Source organism: Ruminococcus sp. YE282 (assembly GCA_900101355.1).
Classification (GTDB): Bacteria; Bacillota; Clostridia; order Oscillospirales; family Acutalibacteraceae; genus Ruminococcoides; species Ruminococcoides bromii_A.
This window is the reverse complement of record FMUV01000002.1, coordinates 86,616-113,246: the sequence shown is the minus strand read 5'-3', so window position 1 is coordinate 113,246 and position 26,631 is coordinate 86,616. Positions and strand designations below refer to the sequence as shown.

Annotated in this window: 26 protein-coding genes; all 26 read left to right on the top strand. The window is 39.7% G+C overall.

All coding sequences use genetic code 11. The features are described from left to right. The 26 genes from plsX (at nucleotide 1) to BLP46_RS01640 (ending at nucleotide 26,629) form a co-directional block, all read left to right on the top strand. On the top strand, nucleotides 1–999 hold the full coding sequence (plsX, locus tag BLP46_RS01765) for a phosphate acyltransferase PlsX (protein ID WP_092974671.1): 999 nt from the start codon (nucleotides 1–3) through the stop codon (nucleotides 997–999). A 1-nt stretch (nucleotide 1,000) separates the two neighbouring features. Continuing rightward, nucleotides 1,001–1,678 (top strand): ribonuclease III, encoded by a 678-nt coding sequence (gene rnc, locus BLP46_RS01760; RefSeq protein ID WP_092974668.1) that lies wholly within the window; start codon nucleotides 1,001–1,003, stop codon nucleotides 1,676–1,678. Beyond that, nucleotides 1,674–2,660 (top strand): elongator complex protein 3, encoded by a 987-nt coding sequence (locus tag BLP46_RS01755; RefSeq protein ID WP_092974664.1) that lies wholly within the window; start codon nucleotides 1,674–1,676, stop codon nucleotides 2,658–2,660. Before rnc ends, BLP46_RS01755 begins: the two co-directional genes overlap by 5 nt. A 10-nt stretch (nucleotides 2,661–2,670) precedes the next feature. Then, the gene (smc, locus tag BLP46_RS01750) at nucleotides 2,671–6,246 is read left to right on the top strand and encodes a chromosome segregation protein SMC (RefSeq protein WP_092974661.1); all 3,576 of its coding nucleotides are present in this window, start codon (nucleotides 2,671–2,673) and stop codon (nucleotides 6,244–6,246) included. Between the two features lie 18 nt (nucleotides 6,247–6,264). Continuing rightward, the gene (gene ftsY, locus BLP46_RS01745) at nucleotides 6,265–7,182 is read left to right on the top strand and encodes a signal recognition particle-docking protein FtsY (protein WP_092974659.1); all 918 of its coding nucleotides are present in this window, start codon (nucleotides 6,265–6,267) and stop codon (nucleotides 7,180–7,182) included. Between the two features lies 1 nt (nucleotide 7,183). Further along, entirely contained in the window at nucleotides 7,184–7,789 is a 606-nt protein-coding gene (rdgB, locus tag BLP46_RS01740) for an RdgB/HAM1 family non-canonical purine NTP pyrophosphatase (protein WP_092974656.1), read from the top strand. 11 nt (nucleotides 7,790–7,800) lie between these two features. Next, nucleotides 7,801–8,106 (top strand): YhbY family RNA-binding protein, encoded by a 306-nt coding sequence (locus BLP46_RS01735; RefSeq protein ID WP_092974653.1) that lies wholly within the window; start codon nucleotides 7,801–7,803, stop codon nucleotides 8,104–8,106. Then, on the top strand, nucleotides 8,103–8,708 hold the full coding sequence (nadD, locus tag BLP46_RS01730) for a nicotinate-nucleotide adenylyltransferase (RefSeq protein WP_092974650.1): 606 nt from the start codon (nucleotides 8,103–8,105) through the stop codon (nucleotides 8,706–8,708). Before BLP46_RS01735 ends, nadD begins: the two co-directional genes overlap by 4 nt. Nucleotides 8,709–8,712: 4 nt before the next feature. Next, complete coding sequence (gene yqeK / locus BLP46_RS01725; RefSeq protein WP_092974647.1) at nucleotides 8,713–9,285, top strand: bis(5'-nucleosyl)-tetraphosphatase (symmetrical) YqeK; 573 nt, start codon at nucleotides 8,713–8,715, stop codon at nucleotides 9,283–9,285. Between the two features lie 4 nt (nucleotides 9,286–9,289). After that, nucleotides 9,290–9,643 carry a ribosome silencing factor gene (gene rsfS, locus BLP46_RS01720; protein WP_092974644.1) on the top strand — a complete coding sequence of 118 codons (354 nt, stop codon included), beginning with the start codon at nucleotides 9,290–9,292 and terminating at the stop codon, nucleotides 9,641–9,643. Between the two features lie 14 nt (nucleotides 9,644–9,657). Beyond that, nucleotides 9,658–12,069 carry a leucine--tRNA ligase gene (gene leuS, locus BLP46_RS01715; RefSeq protein ID WP_092974641.1) on the top strand — a complete coding sequence of 804 codons (2,412 nt, stop codon included), beginning with the start codon at nucleotides 9,658–9,660 and terminating at the stop codon, nucleotides 12,067–12,069. 145 nt (nucleotides 12,070–12,214) lie between these two features. Next, a complete protein-coding gene (gene rpsU, locus BLP46_RS01710; RefSeq protein ID WP_015523801.1) occupies nucleotides 12,215–12,391 on the top strand; it encodes a 30S ribosomal protein S21 in 177 nt (58 codons plus the stop codon). 65 nt (nucleotides 12,392–12,456) lie between these two features. Then, nucleotides 12,457–12,888 carry a type II 3-dehydroquinate dehydratase gene (gene aroQ / locus BLP46_RS01705; protein ID WP_092974638.1) on the top strand — a complete coding sequence of 144 codons (432 nt, stop codon included), beginning with the start codon at nucleotides 12,457–12,459 and terminating at the stop codon, nucleotides 12,886–12,888. Further along, nucleotides 12,888–13,976, top strand: coding sequence for an aminopeptidase P family protein (locus tag BLP46_RS01700; RefSeq protein ID WP_092974635.1), 1,089 nt, complete (start codon nucleotides 12,888–12,890; stop codon nucleotides 13,974–13,976). The genes aroQ and BLP46_RS01700 overlap by 1 nt, the downstream gene beginning before the upstream one ends. Nucleotides 13,977–14,070: 94 nt before the next feature. Next, complete coding sequence (efp, locus tag BLP46_RS01695) at nucleotides 14,071–14,628, top strand: elongation factor P (RefSeq protein WP_092974633.1); 558 nt, start codon at nucleotides 14,071–14,073, stop codon at nucleotides 14,626–14,628. Nucleotides 14,629–14,646: 18 nt separating this feature from the next. Beyond that, the gene (locus tag BLP46_RS01690; RefSeq protein WP_092974630.1) at nucleotides 14,647–15,147 is read left to right on the top strand and encodes a CD1247 N-terminal domain-containing protein; all 501 of its coding nucleotides are present in this window, start codon (nucleotides 14,647–14,649) and stop codon (nucleotides 15,145–15,147) included. A gap of 50 nt (nucleotides 15,148–15,197) precedes the next feature. Next, a complete protein-coding gene (locus tag BLP46_RS01685) occupies nucleotides 15,198–15,857 on the top strand; it encodes a sporulation protein YunB (RefSeq protein WP_092974627.1) in 660 nt (219 codons plus the stop codon). A gap of 93 nt (nucleotides 15,858–15,950) precedes the next feature. After that, nucleotides 15,951–17,363, top strand: coding sequence for a tRNA (N6-isopentenyl adenosine(37)-C2)-methylthiotransferase MiaB (miaB, locus tag BLP46_RS01680; protein WP_318259398.1), 1,413 nt, complete (start codon nucleotides 15,951–15,953; stop codon nucleotides 17,361–17,363). A 12-nt stretch (nucleotides 17,364–17,375) separates the two neighbouring features. Beyond that, nucleotides 17,376–17,783, top strand: coding sequence for a YlbF/YmcA family competence regulator (locus BLP46_RS01675; protein WP_092974624.1), 408 nt, complete (start codon nucleotides 17,376–17,378; stop codon nucleotides 17,781–17,783). Between the two features lie 36 nt (nucleotides 17,784–17,819). After that, entirely contained in the window at nucleotides 17,820–20,408 is a 2,589-nt protein-coding gene (gene mutS, locus BLP46_RS01670) for a DNA mismatch repair protein MutS (RefSeq protein WP_092974621.1), read from the top strand. Between the two features lie 33 nt (nucleotides 20,409–20,441). Beyond that, on the top strand, nucleotides 20,442–22,493 hold the full coding sequence (gene mutL / locus BLP46_RS01665; RefSeq protein ID WP_092974618.1) for a DNA mismatch repair endonuclease MutL: 2,052 nt from the start codon (nucleotides 20,442–20,444) through the stop codon (nucleotides 22,491–22,493). After that, nucleotides 22,490–23,446, top strand: a complete 957-nt coding sequence (gene miaA, locus BLP46_RS01660) for a tRNA (adenosine(37)-N6)-dimethylallyltransferase MiaA (protein WP_502685980.1) — start codon at nucleotides 22,490–22,492, stop codon at nucleotides 23,444–23,446. The genes mutL and miaA overlap by 4 nt, the downstream gene beginning before the upstream one ends. Further along, on the top strand, nucleotides 23,439–24,722 hold the full coding sequence (locus tag BLP46_RS01655; protein ID WP_092974612.1) for a biotin/lipoyl attachment domain-containing protein: 1,284 nt from the start codon (nucleotides 23,439–23,441) through the stop codon (nucleotides 24,720–24,722). The genes miaA and BLP46_RS01655 overlap by 8 nt, the downstream gene beginning before the upstream one ends. Then, nucleotides 24,700–25,413, top strand: a complete 714-nt coding sequence (locus tag BLP46_RS01650; protein ID WP_092974609.1) for a YggS family pyridoxal phosphate-dependent enzyme — start codon at nucleotides 24,700–24,702, stop codon at nucleotides 25,411–25,413. Before BLP46_RS01655 ends, BLP46_RS01650 begins: the two co-directional genes overlap by 23 nt. 18 nt (nucleotides 25,414–25,431) lie before the next feature. Beyond that, nucleotides 25,432–25,899, top strand: a complete 468-nt coding sequence (locus BLP46_RS01645) for a cell division protein SepF (RefSeq protein ID WP_092974605.1) — start codon at nucleotides 25,432–25,434, stop codon at nucleotides 25,897–25,899. After that, entirely contained in the window at nucleotides 25,886–26,629 is a 744-nt protein-coding gene (locus tag BLP46_RS01640; RefSeq protein ID WP_092974603.1) for a YlmH family RNA-binding protein, read from the top strand. Before BLP46_RS01645 ends, BLP46_RS01640 begins: the two co-directional genes overlap by 14 nt. Nucleotides 26,630–26,631 lie beyond the last annotated feature (2 nt).

Below are 26,631 nucleotides of genomic sequence, written 5' to 3'. Positions count from 1 at the left end.
ATGAAAATTATTGTTGACGCATTCGGCGGCGATAATGCCCCTCTTGAGATTATAAAGGGCTGCGCCGATGCGGTAAAAGAGTTTAATATTGAAATTATTCTTACAGGTAACAAACGCACAATAAAAGAAGTTGCCGCTAATAATAAAATATCTCTTGAACATATGAGTATTGTCCATTGTGATGAAGTTATTACGATGGATGACGATGCCGAATCCGTCCTTAAAGCCAAGAAAAACAGCTCTATGGCGGTTGGCTTAAAGCTTTTAAACGAAGATGCAGGTCAGGCATTTATAAGTGCCGGCAACAGCGGAGCACTGTGCTTTGGCGCTACCCTTGGCATAAAGCGAATTAAAGGCATAAAGCGCCCTGCGTTTGCCCCTGTAATGCCATCTGAAAACGGCTTTTTTATGCTTATAGACGGCGGGGCAAATGTTGAATGTCGCCCTGAAATGCTTCACCAGTTTGCCGTTATGGGTTCGGTTTATATGGAAAAGGTTATGAAAATCCAAGATCCGCGCGTGGGGCTTGCAAATGTCGGTACCGAGGAGCATAAGGGAAACGAGCTGTATCAGAATACCTATAAAATCTTGGCTGGCAGCAAGCTTAATTTTATCGGCAACGTTGAGGGACGTGATATTCCAAAGGGAGCATGCGATGTTTTGGTGTGCGATGGCTTTACCGGTAATCTTATTTTAAAGATGTATGAGGGTGTGGCGTTGACTCTGATGAAGCAAATTAAACATATTTTTGCCGATTCAGCCAAAGGTAAGCTTGCCGCAGCACTTGTTATGAATGACATCAAGGATTTTAAAACCCGTTTTGATTACAATACGTACGGCGGCGCACCGATTCTCGGGACGTCAAAGCCCGTTTTTAAGGCTCACGGAGATTCAAAGGCAAGAACAATCACGAATGCGATAAGACTTATGATTGACTATGTAAATGCCGAGGCTATTGATGAAATTTCATCATCCTTAAAATCTGTTAAGGAGAAGTAATATGACTGAATTAGAAAACAAAATCGGATATACCTTTAAAAACAGTGCATTGCTTAAAGAGGCGCTTACTCACTCCTCGTATGCAAACGAGCACAAGTCAAGACACATAAAATACAACGAAAGACTTGAATTTTTAGGCGATGCAGTGCTTTCGATAGTAGTTTCCGATTACATTTTTAAACATTGTCCCGAACTGCCCGAGGGCGAGCTTACAAAACTCAGAGCTTCTTTGGTGTGTGAAAAGACCTTGTTTGAATTTGCAAAAAAAATTGAACTTGGAAATTATCTTGTTTTAAGCAAAGGCGAAAGAAACAACGGCGGCGCAGAGAGACCGTCAATTCTGTCAGATGCTTTTGAAGCATTAATAGCCGCAATTTATATTGACGGCGGAATTGAACCGGTGTCAAAGCACATTTTGAATTTTGTTATTCCGGCAATCAAAAATTCAAAGAAGAAGATTGTAAAAGATTATAAAACTACTCTTCAGGAAATTGTTCAGAAAAACCCCGGAGAAAAATTAGAATATGTTCTTGTCGAAGAAAGCGGTCCTGACCACAATAAGCATTTTGTTGTTGAAGTTCACCTAAACAGCAATTCCATCGGCAAGGGCGGCGGAAGAAGCAAAAAAGAAGCCGAGCAGCAGGCGGCAAGAGAAGCTTTGGAGCTGATGGGCTATTAAACACGCTAATATTTCAATATTCATTCCGCATAACGGTTGTCCGCATCAGTGCAGTTTTTGTAACCAAAGAAATATCACGGGTCAACAGTATCAGCCTACCGCAGATGATGTGAAAAATACAATTGAAAAGGCAATCGGTGATTTAAAGCAAAATACCGCCAACACTGAAATTGCATTTTTCGGAGGCAGCTTTACCGCCATTGACAGGGAGTATATGTTGTCGTTGCTTGATGCGACAAAACCTTATATCGATAAACTTAAGGGCATACGCATATCCACTCGCCCTGACTATATTGATGATGAAATTCTGTCGGTCTTAAAAAGCTATAATGTAACTTCAATTGAGCTTGGTGCACAGTCTATGGACGATACCGTCCTAAAAGCCAACGAACGCGGGCACAGCTCCGATGATGTTGTAATTTCATCGAACAAAATAAAAAAATACGGATTTTCTCTTGGGTTGCAGATGATGACAGGCTTGTATATGTCAACGCCCGAAAAGGATTTACTTACAGCGAAAAAATTTATTGATTTGCAGCCCGATACCGTAAGAATATATCCTACCGTTGTTATGAAAAATACAAGGCTTGCCGATTTGTATCTGGAAAACCGATACAGACCGTACACTCTTGATACTTCGGTTGACTTATGTTCAAAGCTGATAACGCTGTTTGAATCAAATAATATAGCCGTAATTCGTCTTGGGCTTCACTATTCCGACAGCCTTGTTTCAAACAGCCTTGAGAGCGGATATCATCCTGCATTTAAGGAGCTTTGTGAGAACAAGATTTTTTATGATAAATTCCTTGAATCTGTCAAAAACACTGACGGTAAAATTACGGATGTGTATATTAACGAAAAATCTCTTTCAAAATTTTTGGGACAAAAGAAGTCAAATCTAAATAAATTGAAAGAGCTTGGGTATGAGATTAAAATTAATTTTGATAATACGCTTGCAAAATATGATTTATATATAAAATAGGGGTTATTGAATGCGTTTAAAATCATTGGAAATTCAGGGATTCAAGACATTTCCCGATAAAACCAAATTATCGTTTGAACAGGGTATTACTTCTGTTGTAGGTCCGAACGGTTCGGGCAAAAGCAACATAAGCGACGCAATACGCTGGGTTCTTGGCGAACAATCTCCAAAAAGTCTCAGATGTTCTAAGATGGAGGATGTCGTATTCAACGGAACCGATAAACGTAAAAAACAGGGTTATGCAGAGGTCACTCTCAATATTGATAATTCCGACAGGTTTCTTGATTTTAACGGCGACGAAATTGCCGTAACCAGACGTTATTACAGAAGCGGTGAAAGCGAATATTTAATCAATAAGGCTGCCGTAAGATTAAAAGATATAAACGAATTGTTTATGGATACGGGTCTTGGACGTGACGGCTATTCAATAATCGGACAGGGCAAGATTGACAGCATTGTTTCTTCTAAAGGAGAAGACAGAAGAGAAATTTTTGAAGAAGCGGCGGGAATTTCACGATACAGATACAGAAAAATCGAAGCTGAGCGAAAGCTTAAAAGCACAGAAGAAAATCTTTTGAGACTCAGAGACATTGTCACCGAGCTTGAGGGCAGAGTTGAGCCGCTCAAAAAACAATCCGAAAAAGCTCAGAAATTTTTGACCTATTCCGAAGAAAAACGAGGACTTGAAATTGCACTTTGGCTTTTGACCCTTGATAAATCACAGGAAAACCTTAAGCTTCAAGACGAAAAAATTTCAATTGTCAGGTCGCAGTATGAAGATGCGGTAAAGGCACTTGAAAATGTTGAGCAGGAAACGGAAGAAATTTATCAGAAGAACGGTGAGCTGTCCTCAAAAATTGAACAGTTAAGAACCGAAAGTAATCAGATTGAATCGGAAATAGCGCAAAAAAATTCGCAAATTTCCGTTGCCGAAAATGATATACTTCATAACAATGAAAATATTGAACGATTAAAAAATGAAATATCTCAGGCTGACCGCAATGCGGGCGAGCTTGAAAAATCAATTGCCGAGAAACAGGAGCAAATTGATATTCTTGATAAACAGGTTATTGAGAAGCAAAAACATTACAACGAGGTTTCGGAAAAGCTAAATATTATAAACCTTGACTCGAGCAAAAGCGGAGACAAGCTTCAGGAGCTTACATCAAAACTTTCTGTGCTTACTTCTCAGTCAGCCGATGCAAGAGTAATTGATATGACAAGCGAAAGCAGCATAAATGAACTTACTTCAAGAATTGCCGCTTTGAACAATTCAAACTCGGAAAGAAAAAGTCAGGTAGAAGATTTGAGCCAAATGCTTTCTGATTATCACCGTGACATAGAAACGGCTCAAAATGAAATAACTTCTTTCAAAAATTCAATTGACGGACTTGAACTTAAACTTTCTTCAAAAGAAAAAAAGCGCAATGAACTTAAAGCCGAAAGTGACAAGCTTGCACTTGATGTAAGAGAACATCAGAGAAAAATTTCGTTTCTCGAAAACCTTGAGCGCAATCTTGAAGGCTTCTCAAAGAGCGTAAAAATCATTGTTAACGCTTCTAAAAACGGTAAGCTTCACGGTATTTGCGGACCTGTTTCGCGAGTTATTTCGGTGCCGCCAAAATACGGCGTGGCAATCGAAACGGCTCTCGGTGCCGCAATGCAGAATATCGTTGTAAACAGTGATGAGGATGCAAAGCAGGCTATTCGTTACTTAAAATCAACCGACGGCGGCCGTGCAACATTTTTGCCTCTGAATACCATAAAACCACGTGAATTAAGAGAAAACGGGCTTGAAGATTGTTATGGCTTTGTCGGTGTCGCATCACAACTTTGCACTTGCGATGCAAAGTATAACGACATTCTCAGTTCACTTTTGGGCAGAATTGTAGTTGCCGATGATTTGAACAGTGCAACTTCAATAGCCAAAAAGTATTTTTACAAATTCAAGGTCGTTACGCTTGACGGTCAGGTGGTTAATGCCGGAGGTTCTCTGACAGGCGGTTCCTTAAACCGCAACACGGGACTTTTGAGCCGAGCTTCCGAAATCAAACAGTTAAAGGCTCAGACCGAGGACCTTTTGAAACTTGCAAAATCAGCCGAAAATCAAAGCGAAGATATTTCAAGAGAGTTTTCTGCAATTGAAGCAGAACTTTTGGGAATCAGAGCGGATTTGTCAAATAAACAGCAGGATTTTGTCAGACTTCAGGCTGAATGTCGTGCATGTGAAAATGAACTTGAAAATTCCAAAAAACTTTTGACAGGCTCGGCAAGCGAAGTTGAAGAATGTCAAAAGAAAATTGAAATTCTTAAAAAGAGCAGAGAACAGGCAAGAGAGAGACTTTCCGAACTTAACATAAAGATAGCCCAAGCCGAACAACACGTGAATGATGTGACAGGCAGCAGGGCAGAACTTACCAAAAGCAGAGAAGAACTTTCATCTTTACTTCAGAATATTCGTCTTGAAATTGTAACGGCACAAAAGGATATTGATGTACTAAACTCTGAAATTGTCTATGCCCGCAATACAGGCACAAACAATGATGAAAGAAAATCAGAGCTGTTTAATCAGATTCACAGCGTAGAATCTGTTATTAACGAAATAAGCGGCAGAATTGAATCTTATAAAAATGATGTTACATCACTTGAGAATACCCGTTCATCTGTTGCCGACAGAATCAACTCGTTAACTCAGCAAAAAGATTTGCTTGAAAAGCGCAGTATTGAGATGCGTGAGTCCGAAAGAAATAAGACAAACGAGCGTGAAACTTCAGGCAGAGAGCTTGCAAGACTTGAAGAACGCAAGCTGAACATTCAAAAGGAATACGATAATATTATTTCAAAGCTTTGGGAAGAATATGAACTTACAAAGCGTGAAGCCGAACAAACGGCAATTGAGATTGAAGACGCTCCAAAGGCTCAAAGACGTCTTAACGAGTTAAAGAAGAGTATTAAAAACCTTGGAAGCGTGAATGTTTCGGCAATTGAGGAATATAAAGAGGTTTCTGAGCGTTACCAATTTATGAGCGCACAGGTTAATGATGTCGAAAAGTCCAAAAAGGAGATTACATCGCTTATAACAAACCTTACAAAGCAAATGAAAGAGGTTTTTGTTGAAAGCTTTGACCAGATAAATAAAAACTTTACGTATACATTCAAGGAACTGTTCGGCGGCGGTACGGCTTCGCTCTCTTTGTCAGACCCCGAGAATATCCTAACAAGTGGAATTGACATCTTAGTTCATCCGCCCGGCAAAATCGTGGTACACCTTGACGCACTTTCGGGCGGAGAAAAAGCCCTTGTGGCAATCGCCTTATATTTTTCGATAATGAAAGTAAGGCCTGCTCCGTTCTGCGTAATGGACGAGATTGAAGCTGCCCTTGATGACGTTAATGTTTACAGATTTGCAAGCTATCTTCGCCGTATGACAGAGAAAACGCAGTTTATTCTTATTACGCACAGGCGTGGCACTATGGAAGAAGCCGACGTACTCTACGGTGTTACTATGCAGGACGAAGGAATTTCAAAACTTCTTGAACTTCGCTCAACCGAAGTTGCCGCAAAGCTTGGAATTGATACAAAGTAATTGTAAAGGAATGATATTATGGGATTTTTCAGTAAGATTAAAGAAGGACTAAAAAAGACAAGAGACGCAGTTATCGGTCAAATTGACAATATGCTGTGTTCGGCAACTGTAATTGACGAAGATCTTTTTGACGAGCTTGAAGAGATGCTTGTTATGGGTGATGTCGGAGTTGAAACATCACAAAAAATCAGACAAAAACTTGTTGAAAGAGTTAAAGAAGAGGGCGTTTCCGTTCCTTATCAGATTACAGGTCTGCTTGAAGAAATCGTAAGCGAGATGCTCAGCGGCGACAATGAGCTTAACCTTGAAACTCAGCCGTCAATTATTCTTGTTATCGGAGTAAACGGTGTCGGCAAAACCACTACAATAGGTAAACTTGCAAAAATACTTTCAAACCAGGGCAAAAAGGTTCTTCTTGCGGCAGCTGATACTTTCCGTGCCGCAGCAATAGAACAGCTTGATATTTGGGCAGAACGCAGCGGTTGCGAAATTATCAAACAGAGCGAGGGCAGTGACCCTGCGGCTGTAATTTTTGACGCAATATCCGCCGCAAAGGCAAGAAATGCCGACGTAATAATATGCGATACGGCAGGAAGACTTCATAATAAAAAATACCTTATGGACGAGCTTGCAAAAATAAACAGGGTAATAGACCGTGAACTTCCGAACGCTTCAAAGGAAAAACTCCTTGTGCTTGACGCCACAACAGGACAAAATGCGGTAAATCAGGCTGAGCAATTCAGAGATGCAACGGGAATCACAGGTATTGTGCTTACAAAGCTTGACGGAACAGCCAAGGGCGGCGTTGTGCTTGCAATCAGGGACGGACTTAATATTCCTGTTAAGTATATCGGCGTTGGCGAACAGATTGACGACTTGCAGCCGTTCAATGCAGAAGAATTTACAAAAGCTCTATTTACAAAAACGGAGAAGTAATATGAAGTTTATAATTGCAACAAACAATCCAAAAAAATTAGTTGAGCTTGAACGTATTTTAAATCCTCTCAGAATTGAAGCGGTTTCTGCCAAGGAAGCCGGCGTCGTTCTTGACGAGGTGAAAGAAACCGGAACAACATTTGCCGAAAATGCATTTTTAAAGGCTGACGCCGCTTTCAAAAAAACAGGTATGCCTGCGGTTGCCGATGATTCCGGACTCAGCGTAGACGTTCTTGACGGAAGACCGGGCGTTTATTCCGCCCGCTATGCCGGAGAAAACGCAACGGATAAGGACAGATACACAAAGCTTTTAAATGAAATGAAAGATGTTCCCGAAGATAAACGCAGTGCACATTTTACTTCTGCAATTTGCTGTATTTTGCCTGACGGTTCAAAGATAGAAGTAGAGGGCAGATGTGACGGTAAAATTGCATTTGAGCCTTTAGGAGACAAAGGCTTCGGCTATGACCCTGTATTCCTGTACGGGGATAAAAGCTATGCACAGCTTACAGCCGAAGAAAAGGACAAGGTAAGCCACAGGGGAAAATCTTTGAGAAAACTTCAGGTTGAACTTAAAAAATATTTTGAAAATTCGGACAAAGACTGAAAGGAATAAATATGTTAACAAGTAAACAGAGAGCTTATTTGCGCGGACTTGCAAATAAACTTGATACAATATTGATAGTCGGCAAGGGTGAAATCACAGATAACATTATTATGCAGGCTGACACAGCCCTGACGGCTCGTGAAATTATAAAGGGCAGAGTTTTGGAAAACAGCAGTTATTCGTCACGTGAATGTGCCGACTGCCTTGCCGAAAAATGCAATGCCGACGTAGTTCAGGTAATCGGTTCCAAGTTTGTTCTTTACAGACCAAATCCCGACGAACCCGTCATAGTTCTTCCTAAGGCAAAAAAGAAATGAAGAAAATTGGTATACTCGGCGGAACGTTTAATCCCATCCATAACGGACATATTCAACTCGCACGGTATTGTCAAAATAAGCTTGGTTTGGATAAAGTTATTTTTATTCCGACTTACACTCCGCCGCATAAAGCAAGTGTAAATCTTGCCGATTCCTCACACAGAATCAGTATGTGCAAGACTGCCGTTTTGCCTGATAATAATTTTGAAGTATCTGATATTGAAATAAGGCGTAAGGGAAAAAGCTATACGTTTGAAACTCTTAATTCACTTAAAGAATTATTTCCTGAGGATACATTGTATCTGATTATGGGAGCGGATATGTTTCTTACTCTTGCGGATTGGAAAAACCCGAAAGTAATCTTTAAAAATGCGATTATAGCCGCAATACCCCGTAATGATTCCGATAAGAGCGATATGACCGATTATTACAATAGGGTATTAAAACCTCTCGGAGCAAATGCCGTAATCCTTGACAACCCGGTTGAACAGGTTTCTTCAACATACATCAGGGATAACATTGACAAGCCTGAACTTGTATCGAACCTTTTGGACAAGAATGTTTATGAATATATAGCAAAGAATAATATATATCGGAAGTGATTTTTTGAGCAAGCAGAATTATTGTGAGATAATAAAGCCGATGATGGGCGACAAAAGATATACCCATTGCCTTAATGTTGCAAAAGAGGCGGTTTCTCTTGCAAAACAATACGGTGCCGACCCGGACAAGGCGTATACATCCGGTGTACTGCATGATATAACCAAGGAACTTAATCCCGATAAGCAGTTGCAAATTATACACGATGGTGGTATAATTTTAGACGATATTCAAAAAAAAGCGCCAAAATTATGGCATGGCATAAGCGGCAGTGTTTATGTAAAATCTCATCTCGGTATTACTGATGAAGATATAATTAATGCGATTCGGTACCATACCACCGGAAGGTCGGGAATGTCACTTCTTGAAAAAATAATTTTTATTGCCGACTTTACTTCGGCAGAGCGTGATTATAACGGTGTTGAAACTATGCGCCAAAAGTCTAAACTGAGCCTTGAAGAAGCGATGATTTTCGGCTTTCAGTTTACTTTTTCTGACCTTAGCTCACGTGAGCTTGCAATTCATCCCGATGAACTGAATTGTTATAATGAAATCGTTTTGAATAAACAGAAAGGATAAATATATGACTTCTTACGAACAGGCGATACTTGCCGCAAAGGCAATTGACAGCAAAAAAGGTCTTGATATTCAGGTTATTGAAATCAGCGATGTTTCCGTGCTTGCCGATTATATGGTAATTGCAACAGGTACAAGCTCAACACATGTCAAGGCTCTTGCAGATGAAATTGAGTATAAACTTGACGAGGCAGGCGTGTCTGTCAGTCATATAGAGGGATACAGGTCAAATACCTGGATATTGCTTGACTATGTTGATGTAATAGTAAACGTATTTTCCGACGAAGCACGCAAGTTCTATGACCTTGACAGATTGTGGCAAGACGGAAAACCGGTTGATTTGACGGGTATAATTGACTAATCGGAGGGATTAAATTGAAATACAATCATAAAGCAGTTGAACAAAAATGGCAAAAAATATGGGAGGATAAAGGTGTTTTCCACGCCGATCCTCACTCTGATAAAGAAAAATTCTATGCCCTTATAGAATTTCCTTATCCGTCGGGACAGGGACTTCACGTTGGACATCCGCGTCCTTATACGGCACTTGATACGGTTGCTCGTAAGAGAAGACTTCAGGGCTACAATGTTCTTTATCCAATCGGTTGGGACGCATTCGGACTTCCGACAGAAAACTATGCAATTAAAAATCATATTCATCCCGAAATCGTTACAAAGAAAAATATTGCCCGCTTTAAAAAGCAGATTCAGTCTCTCGGCATTTCCTTTGACTGGAGCAGAGAGATAAATACAACTGACCCTGATTATTACAAGTGGACTCAGTGGATTTTTATTCAGCTCTTCAAACACGGCCTTGCCTATAAAAAAGAAATGAATGTAAACTGGTGTACTTCCTGTAAATGCGTACTTGCAAACGAAGAGGTTGTAAACGGTGTTTGCGAACGCTGCGGAAGTGAAGTTGTTCACAAAGTAAAGTCTCAGTGGATGCTCAAAATCACCGAGTATGCCGACAGACTTATCAATGACCTTGACCTTGTTGATTATCCCGACCGTGTAAAGGCTCAGCAGAAAAACTGGATTGGCAGAAGTACGGGTGCCGAGGTTGATTTTAAGACAACAACAGGCGATACACTTACGGTTTATACCACCCGTCCCGACACACTCTACGGTGCTACATATATGGTAATTTCTCCTGAGCACCCGCTGATAGAAAAATGGTCAGGCATAATCTCCAATATTGACGCTGTAAGAGAATACCAGGCTGCCGCTGCACGTAAATCCGACTTTGAACGTACAGAAGTTGCAAAGGAAAAAACAGGCGTTAAACTTGACGGAGTAAAAGCTGTTAATCCTGTAAACAATAAAGAAATTCCCATATTTATTTCAGATTATGTACTTGTATCATACGGTACAGGTGCAATTATGGCTGTTCCTGCTCACGATACACGTGACTGGGAGTTTGCAAAGAAATTTGACCTTCCTATCATCGAGGTTGTAAAGGGCGGAAATGTTCAGGAAGAAGCATTTACCGACTGTGCGACCGGAGTAATGGTAAATTCAGGTATTCTTGACGGATTAAGCGTTGAAGACGCAAAGAAAAAGATAATTGAATGGCTTACCGAAAACGGCAAGGGTCATACAAAGGTTAATTACAAACTGCGTGACTGGGTATTCTCACGTCAGCGTTATTGGGGCGAACCTATTCCGATAGTACACTGCGATAAATGCGGTTATGTTCCGATAGATGAAAGCGAGCTGCCGCTGAGACTTCCTATGGTTGAATCATACGAGCCGACTGATAACGGCGAATCTCCGCTTGCAAAGATGACAGACTGGATAGAAACCACTTGTCCTCACTGCGGAGGAAAGGCATACCGTGAAACAGATACAATGCCGCAGTGGGCAGGTTCATCATGGTACTATCTGAGATATATGGACCCTCACAATGACAAGGCTCTCGCATCAAAAGAAGCTCTTGAGTATTGGTCACCTGTTGATTGGTACAACGGCGGTATGGAGCACACAACTTTACATTTGCTTTACAGCCGCTTCTGGCACAAGTTCCTCTATGACATCGGTGTGGTTCCAACAAAAGAGCCGTATGCAAAACGTACTTCACACGGTATGATTCTGGGCGAAAACGGCGAAAAAATGAGTAAATCAAGAGGAAACGTAGTTAACCCCGATGATATTGTAGATGAATACGGCGCAGACACAATGCGACTTTACGAGATGTTTATCGGCGACTTTGAAAAGGCTGCTCCGTGGAGCCAGGCAAGCATAAGAGGATGCCGCAGATTTGTAGAGCGTTATTGGAATTTGCAGACAATTCTCATTGACGGTGATAAAATTCGTCCCGAGCTTGAGAGTGCGTTCCACAAGGCAATTAAGAAGGTTGGTGAAGATATTGAAAATATTAAGTTCAATACTGCTATCGCAACCCTTATGGCATTAATTAACGATATTACAAACGTCAAGTCAATCAATAAAGAAGAGCTAAGAATTTTCTCGATTTTGCTTAACCCATTTGCTCCTCACGTAACCGAAGAAGTATATGAGGCTTGCAAACTCGGAAACGGTATTCTTGCAGAGGCTGAATGGCCAAAGTATGACGAAAGCAAATGCGTTGACGACACTGTTGAAATTGTTGTTCAGGTTAACGGAAAGATTAAGGCAAAACTTAATGTTTCTGTTGATGCAACAAAGGAAGAAATCCTTGAGCTTGCAAAAGCTGACGAAAAGGTTGCTAACGCAGTTAACGGAATGAATATAATCAAAGAAATTGTTGTTCCTAAAAAACTTGTGAACATTGTTGTTAAACCTTAATCTATTGGCTTAATTTAACAACAACATAAATTATTTTATTCTAAATTTCTACATTTCTATTGACAATATTCGCTACTTAATATATAATATATCTGCAATTATATGCATATTACCCATGCTGTATGGCAGATGGGAGGGAAAATAGATGGCTGAAATTAGATTAAAAGAGAATGAATCACTTGAAAGTGCTTTAAGAAGATTCAAGAAGCAGTGTGCCAGAGCTGGCGTTATTGCTGAGGTACGCAAGAGAGAAGCTTATGAAAAGCCCTCTGTAAAGCGTAAAAAGAAATCCGAAGCAGCTCGCAAACGCAAATACAGGTAATCAAACAGGCGGACAGAGCATTCTGTCCGCTTTTTGTTTTATTCAATTATAATTTGGGTGAGTTTATGAAAAAAATACTTGTTCTGCTCGGTCCGAACCTTAATATGGTCGGAGTACGGGAAAAAGGAATTTATGGCGAGGAATCTGCACAAAGTATAGATGCACAGATTAAAGACTATGCTGAAAAATGCGGCTTCTCCGCTGATGTCTTTCAGTCAAACCATGAGGGTGACCTCATAGATAAAATTCACGCTTCCAAAGACAGTTATGCAGGCGTTGTAATTAATGCCGGTGCTTTAACACATTACAGCTATGCTTTGCGTGATGCAATAGCTTGTGTAAAAATCCCCTACATTGAAGTTCATATGTCAAATATTCATGCAAGAGAAGAGTTCAGACATACTTCTGTTATAGCTCCGGTTTGCGTCGGACAAATTGCAGGATTCGGAAAGAACAGTTATTTTCTTGCAATAAATGCACTGAAGGACTTGATTTAATGGAAAAACAATTTGAATCCAGAGTGGATTCTTTAAGAAAAATTCTGAAAAATTCCGATGAAGCTGTTCTTTTAACAAACGAGGTCAATGTCGGATATTTTTCCGGCTTTTTACACAGTGAGGGCGTTATGCTCATCTCTTCAGACAAGTCATATTTGTTTGTTGATTTCAGATATTTTGAAGCTGCACAAAAGTGTGCCGAGAATTGCGAAGTGGTTTGTTTCAAGAAACTGTCATCGGATGTTTCCGATGTGTGCAAGTCGTTAAACGTTAAATCTTTGTATTTTGAGGCGTCCGCAATCACCGTTGCTCGTTTTGAGCTTTTTAAAAACGCCTTTGAAAAGGAAGGAATAGCTTCTTTTTCGAGTTCGGAGCTTGACAATTTGATTTCTGAAATAAGATGCATTAAAGATGAAGTCGAAATTGACAAAATACAAACAGCGCAGAATATTGCGGAAAATGCGTACTTGGAGACTCTCAACTACGTTAAGCCCGGCGCAAAAGAAAGCGATATTGCTGCCCGCCTTGAATATTATATGAAGCTTTACGGCGCACAAAAGGCTTCGTTTGATTTAATTACAATTACCGGAAAAAAGACTTCGTTGCCGCACGGTGTTCCGTCGGGAGACAGAATACAGGAGGGCGATTTCTTTACCTGTGATTTTGGCGCTGTGTATGACGGCTATTGCAGTGACACCACCAGAACTGTTGCGGTGAAAAGTGCAAGCGATGAAATGCGTTCTGTGTATAATATTGTGCTTAATGCTCAGCTGACTGCACTGAAATCCGTTAAGCAGGGAGCTTTGTGCAGCGATGTTGATAACGCCGCACGCAATGTGATAAAGCAGGCAGGATACGGCGATTATTTCGGTCATGCAACAGGACACGGTGTAGGACTTGAAATTCACGAGGCACCAACCGTATCTTACAGAAGCAATACGGTTTTAAAAAGCGGAATGATAATAACCGATGAACCGGGAATTTATCTTCCGAACAAATTCGGCGTAAGAATAGAAGATATGCTTTGCGTTACCGAATACGGCTGTCACAACTTTGTGAATTTGCCGAAAGAACTCATAATACTATAAAATGCTTGCATTTTTAATTAGTTTTATGTATAATGTTATTTGATATTGTTACAGTGAATTTTACTGTATAAAATATAATCAGGAGGTTATAATAATGATTTCAGCAGGTGATTTCAGAAACGGCGTTACATTTGAAATGGACGGACAGGTTGTTTCAATTATTGAATTCCAGCATGTAAAGCCGGGTAAAGGTGCTGCTTTTGTAAGAACTAAAATCAGAAATGTAATTACAGGTGCAGTTGTTGAAAAAACTTTCAACCCTAATGATAAATATCCTACTGCATTTATTGACAGAAAGGATATGGAGTACAGCTATTCAGACGGTGATCTTTATTACTTTATGGATACAGAAACTTGGGAACAGCTCCCTATAAACAAAAGTGTTCTCGGCGACAGCTTTAAGTTTGTTAAAGAAAATATGGTTTGTAAGGTGCTTTCATACAAAGGCAATGTGTTCGGTGTTGAGCCGCCAAACTTTGTAGAACTTAAGGTTACAAAGACTGATCCGGGCTTCAAGGGCGACACAGCCACAAACGCAACAAAGCCGGCTGTTCTTGAAACAGGTGCAGAAATAAAGGTTCCTCTCTTTATTGACGAGGGCGAAGTTATTCAGATTGACACAAGAACAGGCGAGTATATGGGCAGAGCTTAATCTCTGCGGGAGAAAAATATGAATTTAACTGAAAAAATTTCTTACATCAAAGGTCTTGCCGAAGGACTTAACCTTGACGAGTCAAAGCCGGAGGTTAAGGTTATCAACGCAATCCTTGATTTGCTTGACGATATCTCATATTCAGTAAATGATATGGAAGATTTGTATGACGATTTAAGCGGTCAGGTTGATGAAATTGACCAGGATTTGGCTGATGTCGAGACTGAGCTTTTTGATGATGATTGTAACTGCGGTTGCGATGATTGTTGTGATTGTGACGATGAAGAAGATTATGAAGACGAAGAAAATCCTTTTTATGAGGTAACCTGCGGTTCTTGCGGACAGAAGCTCAATGTTTCAGAAGATGTTCTTCTTGAAGGCGAAATTGAGTGTCCAAACTGTGGTGAACTTCTCGAGTTTGATTTTTCGGATCTCTTTGATGAAGATGAATGCGGCCACGGTTGTGATTGTGAGGAATGTTCTCATACAGCTGATGACGCTGAAGCAGACGTTGAATAAAACTTAACATAATTACACCCTTTGTATATTATATACGAGGGGTGTTTTTTTTGATTTATCGCTGTAAACGGAAGAAAAGGTTTTTCAGGCTTAAAAGATTTGTTTTCAGATTGTCTGTAATTCTTATTACCTTTACGGTAGGATTAATTGTTCTTTGCGAAAGTCAGCTTGAAGAATTTGTGCCTGAGTTTGTACGTGATCAATCGGAAATTATGTCCAGCAGAGCAATCAGCCAAGCAGTAAGTAATGCCCTTGAGAAACTAAATTACAGTTATAACGATATTGCATTGATAAAATATTCTGAATCAGGTAATGTGCAATCAATAGAGACCGATACCGTAAAGCTTGACAAAATCAAGGTAGCGGTCACTGAATCCGCTCAGGAAGAGATTGCAAAAATTTATGATTGCGAAGTAAATATTCCTTTTGGAGCCTTTACAAATATTTCGATTTTGTCGGGTGCAGGTCCTATGTTAAGTTTTAGCACGAGTATTACAGGAAGCTTCAATTCGGAAATTATCAGTACATTTGAACACGCAGGAATAAATCAGACCGTTCATCACATAAAGCTTCTTTTAACTTCCAAGATTAATACAGTTTCTCTTGATTATATGGGTTCCATTACTTACACAACAGACTATGAGATAGCTCAAACGGTAATTGTCGGTTCGGTTCCGTCGTCCTACGGCAATCTTTATCAGATGAAGTAATTAAATATTTTACTGCCAAATTAGGTTGAAAATCTATATATCTTGTGGTATAATAGCAAAGATAATACTAATAATGGGTTAGGAGGCATTTATTTGGCTGAAACTCTTGTCCAACCGGATAAACTGTCTGATTCGCAGTCAGAATATATGAAATTGATTGCGGAAATTATGGAAATACGAAAAAGGGGAGAAAAGCCCCTTGCTTATATTCGCACCTACGGTTGCCAACAGAATGTTGCCGACAGCGAAAAAATAAAGGGTATGCTAAGCGACTCAGGATTTGACTTTGCAGATTCTCCGGATAACGCCGATTTTATCCTTTTTAACACCTGTGCGGTTCGTGAACACGCAGAAGACAGGGTTTTCGGCAATGTCGGCGCACTCAAAAACCTAAAGCGCAAACATCCCCAGATTTTAATTGCGCTTTGCGGTTGTATGATGGAGCAGGAGCACGTTGCAAACAGAATTTATAAAAGTTTTCCTTTTGTCGGTCTTGTTTTCGGAACACATTCTCTGCATCATTTTCCTGAGCTTATGTACAATTCACTTGTAAACGGCAAGCGTGTGTTTGAACGCGGTAATGACGATAATAAGATATACGAGGGGATTCCCGTTCGCCGTGACGGCACTTTTAAGGGTTGGCTTCCAATAATGTATGGTTGCAATAATTTTTGCACATACTGTATTGTGCCGTATGTACGCGGCAGAGAACGCAGCCGTGAAAAGGATATTATTATAAGCGAAGCAAGTCAAATGATAAAGTCCGGGTATAAGGATATTACATTGCTCGGTCAAAATGTCAATTCTTACGGCAAAACCCTTGAAAACAAGGTGTCGTTCGCTCAGCTTCTTAAGAGCATTGATTCAATTGACGGCGACTATTGGCTCAGATTTATGACTTCGCATCCTAAGGATTGCTCAAAAGAATTGATTGACGCAATTGCCGACGGAACTCATATAAGCAGACATCTTCACCTTCCTTTTCAAAGCGGTTCGGACAGAATCTTAAAAGCTATGAACCGCCATTATGACAGAAAGAAATACCTTGAAACAATAAATTATGCCAAGGAAAAGATTGACGGTCTGTCACTTACAAGCGATATAATTGTCGGTTTTCCGGGTGAAACCTATGAAGATTTCAAACAAACTCTTTCGCTCATAAAAGAAGTTGAATTTACTTCATTGTTTACATTTATTTTTTCACCAAGAAAAGGTACTCCGGCTGAAAAAAAGGACGACCCGATTCCTTATGAAGAAAAATCGAAATGGTTCAGAGAATTGCTTGACGTGCAGGAAGAAATTGCTGCAAAACGCTGTTCTTCAATGGTCGGAAAAACCGAAAAGGTTCTTATTGAAAAGGAAACCGGTAAAAATAACGAGCTTGAGGCTCGTACAAGCGGTAACATAATTGTTGAGCTTGAAGCGCCGAAAGAATTAATCGGCACATTCCAAAATGTAAAAATCACAAAAGCCCGCAATTGGATTTTAAAGGGCGAATTAGTATAACGGAGGTATAAAATGAATATTATTGCATTGGCAAGAGAACTCGGAAAGGCTATTCAGCAGGAAGAAAGCTATATTAAGCTTCACGAAGTTCAGGATAAGGCTGACGCCGATATAGAACTTCAGAGCCTTATCGGTGAGTTTAACCTTAAAAGAATGTCAATAAACAATGAGGCTTCCAAAAAGGAAAGAGACCAGGACAAGCTTTCTCAGCTAAACACTGAGATGCGTGAGGTATACTCAAAGATTATGTCCAACGAAAATATGATTGCATACAACTCTGCAAAAGAAGAGTTTGATGCGGTTGCCAACAGAGTGCTTGCAATAGTACAGCAGTCTGCTGAGGGTGCAGACCCTGATACTGCCGATTATTCACAGTCGTCTTGTTCAGGCAGCTGTGAAACCTGCGGCAGCTGTCACTGATTAACGGCATTTAGTATAGTTTAGGGGAGTGAGAATATGGCGGAGTTATCTCCAATGATGAAACAATATTTTAAAATAAAAGAAGAAAACAAGGATAGTATCCTTTTCTTTCGACTTGGAGATTTCTACGAAATGTTCTATGATGACGCCAAGCTCGCTTCAAAGGAACTTGAACTCACACTGACAGGCCGTGACTGCGGACAAGAAGAACGTGCCCCGATGTGCGGAGTTCCTTTTCACAGTTGTGAGGGATATATTGCCCGCCTTGTTGCCAAGGGTTATAAGGTTGCGATATGTGAGCAGACCGAAGACCCTGCAAAGGCAAAAGGTCTTGTAAAGCGTGATATAATTCGTGTTATTACTCCGGGAACGGTTCTTGAGCAAAGTATGCTTGACGAGGGAAAAAACAACTACATTTGTTGTATGTTCTCCAAAGATAAAAAGCTTGGTTTGTGTTTTTGCGATATTTCCACAGGAGAATTATATGCTACCGAGGTTTCGGGAAAAGGCTTTTATAATGTTCTTACAAGCCAGCTTTCAAGTTATAATCCACGTGAAATTTTAATTGGCGGAGACATTGTAAATATTAAGGAACTTCCGTCGTTTATCAAGAACAAACTTTCCGCCGGTGTTGAGATGCTTGAGGATTCTAAATTTGACTTTGAAACTTGCCTTAACACCGTTCAGAATCAGTTCGGCGACGAATCGCAAAATGTTGCGGACAAAACCTCCCTTGTATCTGCAATCGGTGCACTTATTAATTATTTGAAAGACACGCAGAAAAGCGGTCTTGAGAGAATAAGTCATATTGAGCTTTTCAGTGAAAGCCAATATATGAAACTTGATTATAATACTCAGCGCAATCTTGAACTTACGCAAACAATGCTTACAAAAGAAAAAAAGGGTTCGCTGCTTTGGGTAATAGATAAAACAAAAACAGCAATGGGCAAGAGGCTTATTCGTTCGTGGCTTGAGCACCCGCTGATGAACATAACCTCAATAAATAACCGCCAGAGTGCTGTTGAGGAACTTGTAAATAACAATGTGCTAAGGCTTGAAATTACCGAGGAAATCACAGGCATATTTGATATAGAAAGACTTATGACAAAAATTGTCTACGGTTCTGCCAACGCAAGAGACTTGCGTTCTTTGTGTTCGGCAATTCAAACTTTGCCCAAAATTTCCGAGCTGACTTCGGGCTGTAATGCCGCATATCTGAAATATATACATAAAAATATTGACATACTTGATGATATTCATACTTTGATTGAAAGCTCAATTGTTGACGATCCGCCGTTTACCGTGCGTGAGGGCGGAATGATAAAGCGAGGATATAATACCGAGCTTGACAGCGTAACGAACGATATGAATAATTCAAAGGAAATCCTTGCCCAAATTGAGGCTGAACAGCGTGAGGCGACAGGAATTCCCAAGCTCAAGGTCGGATATAACAGAGTGTTCGGTTATTACATAGAGGTTTCCAATTCGTACAAATCTCAGGTTCCCGATACTTATATCAGGAAACAAACTCTTACTAATTGTGAGAGATATATAACTCAGGATTTAAAAGAAGTTGAATCCAGAATACTCGGTGCAAAAGACAGGTCTGTCGCAATGGAGTATTCAATTTTTGAATCCGTCAGAACCCAAGTTGCCGAAAATCTTGAACGTATTCAGAATACCGCAAAGGCAATCGCAACCCTTGATGTAATTACTTCGCTTGCAAATGTTGCTTCCGATAATTGCTATATTCGTCCGTATGTCAATCAATCGTCATCAATAAAGATTAAGGATTCACGTCATCCTGTGGTTGAGGCTCTGCTTAAAGACGCGCCGTTTGTACCGAATGATGTTTATCTTGACAGCAATTCCGACAGAGTGGCAATAATAACCGGACCGAATATGGCGGGCAAATCAACGTATATGAGGCAAATTGCCCTCATAGTTTTGCTTGCACAAATAGGCAGTTTTGTTCCTGCTTCGTCTGCCGAGATTGGTATTGTAGACAGCATCTTTACCCGAGTTGGCGCTTCCGATGACTTGGCTTCGGGTCAGTCAACGTTTATGGTTGAGATGAACGAAGTTGCAAATATTGTTAAGACCGCAACATCAAAAAGTTTGCTTATTCTTGACGAAATAGGCAGAGGAACTTCCACCTTTGACGGAATGAGCATTGCAAGGGCTGTTCTTGAATTTTGTGCAGATAAGAAAAAACTCGGTGCCAAGACTCTTTTTGCCACACATTATCACGAACTCACCGTTATGGAAGATTTGCTTGACGGGGTAAAGAATTACAGCATAGCCGTAAAAAAGCGCGGCGATGACATTACGTTCTTGCGCCGCATTGTAAAGGGCGGAGCAGACGACAGTTACGGAATAGAAGTTGCAAAACTTGCAGGCGTACCGCAGTCGATTATTAATCGTGCAAAAGAAATTTTGTCCGAGCTTGAAAGCGGAAAATCTGAAATTAAGACCGAAAAGTCTCATGAAAGTGACGATATGCAGCTAAGTCTTATATCGTCTGCACAGACGCCGATTATTGATAAGATTAATTCAGTTGATATAAACACGCTTACTCCGATTGAAGCTTTGAATTTGCTTTATGAACTTAAAAAAATGATTTAATTTCGATGGTCTATATAAAAGGTGGTGACGCATATGGGAGTTATTAATGTTCTTGATAAGCATGTTGCAGAATTAATTGCAGCAGGCGAAGTTGTTGAACGCCCGGCATCTGTCATAAAGGAATTGGTTGAAAATTCAATAGATGCAGGCTCAAAACACATTACGGTAGAAATCAAGCACGGCGGAACTACCTTTATGCGTGTTTCCGATGACGGCTGCGGAATTGCAAGAGATGATGTAAAGGTTGCTTTTTTGCGCCACGCCACAAGCAAAGTAAAAGTGGAAACCGACCTTGAAAGCATTTCAACACTCGGCTTCAGGGGTGAAGCGCTTGCTTCCATTTGTGCGGTATCACGCCTTCAACTTATAACTAAAAATATAAATGATGAAATAGGCACTTCATATATTATTGAGGGCGGAGAAGAAAAAAGTTTTGAAGAGGCAGGCTGTCCTAACGGGACAACATTTGTTATAAGAGACCTTTTTTATAACATTCCGGCTCGTGCCAAATTTTTGAAAAAGGATATTTCAGAGGGGAACGCCGTATCAAATATAATTGATAAAACAGCCCTTTCTCATCCTGAAATTGCATTCACATATATTCGTGACGGAAAACAGGTTCTTAAAACTTACGGTGACGGAAAGTTAATGTCTGCAATATATTCGGTGTTCGGACGTGATTTTGCTAATGGACTTATTCCTGTTGACTACCAGCTTGATTCAATTAAAATAACAGGCTATATTTCAAAGCCTGTCTATTCACGTCCCAACAGAAATATGCAGAATTTCTTTATTAACGGCCGTTATGTTAAGACCAGAACTGCAATGGCTGCAATTGAGGAAGCTTTCAAAGGCTCAATTATGGTTGGCAAGTTCCCGTCATGTGTTCTGAACATTGAACTGCCGTATGAGCTTATTGACGTAAATGTTCACCCTGCAAAAATCGAGGTTAGGTTTATTAACGAACGCCCCGTGTTTGACGCAGTGTATCATGCGGTAAAATCGTCATTGATGAAATTCGACGACAGAAAGCAGGCTGTGTTCAAAACAGACTCCGCTTTTAATTATATTAAAAAATTCAATCCGTTTGAAAATGCGGATGTTGTTCTTAAACATCAAAATACCAACAGAATCACAGAACAAAAACAAAATCAGGAAATCAAACTCAAAGCGCAAAATCTCAGACAGAATAATGAGTTTAATCCTTTTGAATCCGTTGAGTTTACCGAGCCTAAGCCAAAGCTTCAAAAAACGGTTAATATTGATAATTTAAAAGTTTCAGACAGTCAGGCTCCGTTTGATTTGTATTCAAAGCAGGCAATTAATAACGCAAAAAGAGAACAAAGCTACTCTAAAAATGCAGACATTAATATATTTGTTGATGAATCCGAATCAAATGAAGTTAAAAATATTGATATTCCTTACAATCCTCCTGTGATTACGCAGGAAAAGCAAGCTGAATCAAAAGTTGAAGTTAAAGATGATAACGAAATTAGGCTTATACAAAAAGACGAAAACGTAATCAGATATATCGGCGAGGTTTTCGGTACATACATAATTGCGGAAAAAAATAAAAACGAGGTTATTTTTATTGATAAACACGCTGCTCACGAACGAATGATTTATGAACAGTTAAAGGCAGAAAAAGCGGCATCCTTTTCTCAGATTCTGCTTCAGCCGGTAACGGTAACGCTTGGAAAGGCAGAATATGATGCCGCAATTAATAACCTTGAAATGTTCAAAAATTGCGCCTTTGATGTTGAAGATTTCGGAAACAGCTCCGTAATAGTACGCAGTGCTCCGCAGTATCTTGACGCTTCTGAAATAACCGACAGTATTGTTGAAATGTCTGATTATATTGCACAGGGCAAAAATGACATCTTTACAGAAAAAATGGATTGGTTTTATCACAATGTTGCTTGCCGAACAGCTATTAAAGCAGGCGACAGAAGCACTCCGGAAGAGTTGATTGATATTGTAAAAAGACTTGAAGATAATCCTAATATCAAGTATTGTCCTCACGGAAGACCTATTTGTTTTGTTATGAAAAAAAGTGAGCTTGAAAAACAATTTGGCAGGGTGTGATTTTTTTGGACAATTCAATAAATTTAATCTCTGTAATAGGTCCCACTGCATCCGGAAAAACCGGACTTGCGGTTGAGCTTGCAAAACATTTTAACGGTGAAGTGGTTTCTGCCGATTCAATGCAGATATATAAAGGTATGCAAATTGCAACCGCAAAACCTACTATTCAGGAAATGCAGGGAATAAAACATCATCTTATTGATTTTTTGCAGCCTGACCAAACCTATTCGGTGGCAATGTATGTTAATGATGCAAAAAAATGCATTAATGATATTCATTCGAGAGGAAAGCTGCCGTTTGTTGTCGGCGGAACAGGACTTTATGTGGATTCGCTGCTTAATAACGTTAAGTTTAGCGAGGAAGAAAGAGACCGCAAGATTTGTGACGAACTAAATGAAATTTACAAAACACAGGGTGTAGACGCCTTGCTTGATATTCTTTCCGAGTTTGATGATAAGTCGGCACATAGGTTAAAAGCCGAGAAAAATCCAAAGCGAATTATAAGAGCAATTGAATTTTATAAAACAACAGGAAAAACTATTACCGAACAAATTGAAAAATCAAAACTTGAACCGAGTCCTTATAATACAATAAAATTAGGTCTTAATTTTAAAGACAGACAGGTTTTGTATGACAGAATAAATAAAAGAGTTGACCTGATGCTTGATAACGGACTGCTTGATGAAGCGAAAAAAGTTTTGTCAAATGATTTGAGTCAAACTTCTGTTAAGGCAATTGGTTACAAAGAACTTATTCCATATTTTAATTGTGAAAAAGCATTGGAAGATTGCGTTGAAAATTTAAAACGTGAAACTCGCAGATATGCCAAACGTCAGATAACATGGTTTAAACGGGATAAAGAAATCAACTGGCTTTATGTTGATGAATTATCACCTGACGATTTGCTGTCAAATGCAATTGAAATTATTAGCAAAGGACATTTGTATGGATAAATTATTATTTAAAAGAATACTTGTTTTTGCGCTGACGGCTCTTGCAGTCATCTATGTTGCATATTTGCTGATAAGTGCAAATTTTGATATGTATCCTACCGAGAATGCTGTTTTGGCGACGGTAACAGATAAAATTGTTTCAAACGGTTTCATAATTCGTGATGAAAACGTAATTAACAATAGCTCGTCGGGAGTTTTGTCTTATTCGTGTTCCGAGGGTGAGCAGGTTCAGTCCGGCGGTGAGATAGCCAAGGTATATTCAAGTGAAAGCGATGCTGTTTCACAGACAACCGCCGCACAGCTCCAAAAGAAAATCGAAAGTTTAAAGGAACTTCAGCAGACAAGTCTTACCGGCTCGGTTGGAATAGATGTAATCAATAATATGATTGAAGACAAGATTATAACATATCTTGACGATATAAATGACTCTGATATAAATCTTGCAAAATCAGACAACGATAATTTGCTTAATTCCATAAATCAGAGACTGCTTTGCACAGGCAAAATTTCAAACTTTAATTCTGAAATTTCCCAGCTTCAGTCTCAACTTGATTCATTGACTAGCTCATCCGGCAAAAGCACGGGAACCATTACAACCGACAAAGCCGGATATTTTACCGAGTTTTGCGACGGTTATGAAAACGCTTTTGATTATTCAAAGGTTTCGGATATGACATTAGCTGATTTGAAGGATATAAAAAAATTATCTGTGTCTGACAATACCGCAGGAAAGGTTGTAAGTGACATCGTATGGTATGTTGCCTGCGAAGTTACATCGGACGAAGCTGCAAGCTTGTCAACATGGGACAGCCAGGTTTCTTTGCTGCTTTCAGAAGCGTCATCCGAATCTATGCCTGCACAAATTTATAAGATACATCATAATGCCGATGATGAAAATGCACTTGTGGTTTTAAAGTGCGACTATATGAACGAAAGTATTCTTGAGGCAAGACAAGAGCCTGTTGAAATAGGAATGGGAACATATACCGGACTGCGAATCAGCAGAAAAGCAATTCACGACGATTATGTAACCAAGGTTACCTATGATGACAACGACCAGCCGCATAAGGAAGAAAAGAAGGTTCAAGGCGTTTATGTCCTTTACGGAAGCGAAGTTCAGTTTAAGCAGATTTCAATCCTTCATTCCGATAAAGATTATGTAATTTGTGATACGTCACCGGCAGACGGAATTTTGTTTAACGGTGAAACAGTTTCGCTGTATGATAAAGTAATAGTTAAGGGGGACGATTTATATGACGGCAAGGTCATTAAATGATGTTGAATATAATTACAAACTGATAAACGAGCGAATTGCCGAGGCTGCTCAAAAAGCAGGCAAAAGCAGGGAGGACATAACCTTTCTTGCTGCCACCAAAACCGTTGAACCCGAGGTTATCAATCACGCAATTTCACTTGGGCTTGACCATATCGGCGAAAACAGGGTTCAGGAACTTCTTTCAAAATATGAAGCATATAATCTCAGCAATTGTTCACTTCAGTTTATCGGTCACCTTCAAACCAATAAGGTGCGCCAGATTGTTGACAAGGTAGATTTGATTCAGTCTGTCGATTCATTAAAGCTTGCAAAAGAAATTTCAACCCAGTCTTTGAAACATAACAAGACAACCGACATCCTTGTTGAGGTTAATATTGGCAGAGAAGAAAACAAATCGGGAGTTTTTGAGGAAAACTTGGTAGAATTGCTTTGTCAAATCGCTCAACTTGAGGGCGTTACGGTTAAAGGTTTAATGTCAATACCGCCAATTTGTGATAATAAACATAAAATTTCAAATTATTTTCATAATATGCACAAGTTATTTATTGACATATCGCAAAAAAAATTAGATAATATATATATGACTATTCTATCAATGGGTATGTCTGCCGATTATTACGAGGCAATACTTGAGGGCGCCAATATGGTTAGAATAGGTTCGGCACTGTTTGGCGCAAGAAATTACACATAATTTAGGAGGAAATATAATATGCCAGGATTTGTAGATAAGTTTAAACGTATGTGGGATGCTCCCGAAGACGAGTATGAGTACGATGAGTACGGATATGCTGACGAAGATGAAGATGATTATGAGGAGCCTGCTCCCAAGTCAAGAGATAGAGACAGAGTTCAGGGAATGGGTTCAAAAAATAAAGTTGTAAATATTAACGCAACAGCAAAGCTTCAGGTAGCAATTTTTAAGCCTGAGCGTTTTGGTGAAGAGACTCGCACAATTGCCGACGAACTTATGCATACAAATACTGTTGTTCTTAATCTTGAGGACACCAACAAAGATATGGCAAGAAGAATCCTTGACTTCCTCAGCGGTGTTGCATATGCTAACAACGGTAAAATTAAGAGAGTTGCTACTAATACATATATTATTATTCCGAGCAACGTTGATTTGACCGGTGATGACCTCCTTGACGAATTAGAAAATAGCGGTGTATATTTCTGATAAGGACAAGCTGTTTTGTTCAAAAATTGATGATGCAGTCGAGTTATGCCTAAAATGGCAAAAGCCGTATTTTTTCTCTTTTATGAGTGAAAGAAAGCAGTATATAGCTGATAATTATCTTAAATCAATATATTTTCAAAACTATTCTTTTTTTGGCGGTTACGAGAACAGCGAACGAAAGGTTCTCGGATTGTTCTATGATGATGCCGTGGATTTTCCCGTATCGGCGGTTGAGTTTGTATACAGAAAATGTGACAAGCTCAGTCACAGAGACTTTTTGGGAGCATTGATGTCATTAGGCATTGAACGAGAAACGGTCGGTGATATATTGGTTGAGGACGGCAGATGTGTTGTGTTTGTTAAGTCCGAGGTAAAGGATTATATAGTTTCCCAGGTTTCCAAGATAGGCAGGGTCGGCGTTAAGATTTGCGAAGCCGACCTTAACAATCTTCCAAAAGGCAGAGGCTTTGAAGAACTCGGATACATTGTGTCATCAATGCGACTTGATAATATTGTTGCGGCAATCACCGGACTTTCCCGTGAAAAGACCAAAGGTCAAATATTGTCAGGCAATGTATGTTTAAATTATTCGGAAGCCCGTAATATAAGCCAGAATGTTTGTCAGGATGACTGTATTACTATTCGGGGCAAAGGCAAATATATAATCAAAGCTGTTGTGGGATACACAAAAAAACAGCGTATAAGAATTTCGATAATTCATTTTAGATAAGG